Source organism: Streptomyces albipurpureus (genome assembly GCF_023701525.1).
Lineage (GTDB): Bacteria > Actinomycetota > Actinomycetes > Streptomycetales > Streptomycetaceae > Streptomyces > Streptomyces albipurpureus.
On sequence record NZ_JAMQAW010000106.1, the window covers coordinates 1 to 875 of the forward strand.

General features: G+C 62.3%; 1 protein-coding gene. It reads right to left on the minus strand.

Annotation, left to right across the window (positions count from 1 at the left end):
- On the minus strand, positions 1-875 hold an 875-nt coding region (locus tag NBG84_RS39705; protein WP_250924608.1), incomplete at both ends, for an AMP-binding protein.

An 875-nucleotide genomic window follows, 5' to 3' on the forward strand; every position in this document is an offset into this window, starting at 1 on the left:
GATTTCGCCGAGTTCGATGCGGTGGCCGCGGATTTTGATTTGGTGGTCGGTGCGGCCGAGGTATTCGATGTTTCCGTTGGTGTGTCGGCGGGCGAGGTCGCCGGTGCGGTACATGCGGGTGCCGGGTGGGCCGTAGGGGTTGGCGATGAAGCGTTCTGCGGTGAGTGCGTGGCGGTTGAGGTAGCCGTGGGCGTTTTGTGGGCCTGCTAGGTAGAGTTCGCCGGTTGTGCCGTTGGGTACGGGGTGGAGTCGGTTGTCGAGGATGTGGGTGTGGGTGTTGGTGAGGGGGTGGCCGATGATGGGTGTGGGGTGGTCGGTGGTGCGGGCGGTGAGTGCGTCGACGGTGTGTTCGGTGGGTCCGTAGTAGTTGATGGTTTGGGTGTTGGGGTGTGTTTGTAGTTGTTTCCAGAGGGTGGTTGGGATGGGTTCTCCGCCGAGGAGGAGGAGGGGGAGTGGGTGGGGTCCTTGGAGGAGTCCGGTGTCGAGGAGTTGTTGTGCGTAGGTGGGGGTGATGTCGAGGGTGTCGATGTGGTGGGTGTGGGTGTAGGTGGTGACGGTTTGGGCGTCTCGGCGGTCGTATTCGTCGAGGATGTGGAGTTCGTGTCCGGCGATGAGCCAGAGGAGTTGTTCCCAGGAGGAGTCGAAGGAGAAGGATGCGGTGTGGAGGGCGCGGATGCGGCGGCCTAGTTGTTGGGTGAGTGGTTGGTAGAGGTCGTGTTCGTGGTCTCGGTAGAGGTGGGTGAGGCCGTGGTGGTGGAGGAGGACGCCTTTGGGTTGGCCGGTGGAGCCTGAGGTGTAGATGATGTAGGCGGGTTGTTGGGGGTGGATGGTGGGGAGTGGGGTGTTGTTGGGTGTGGTGAGTTTGGTGGTGGTTT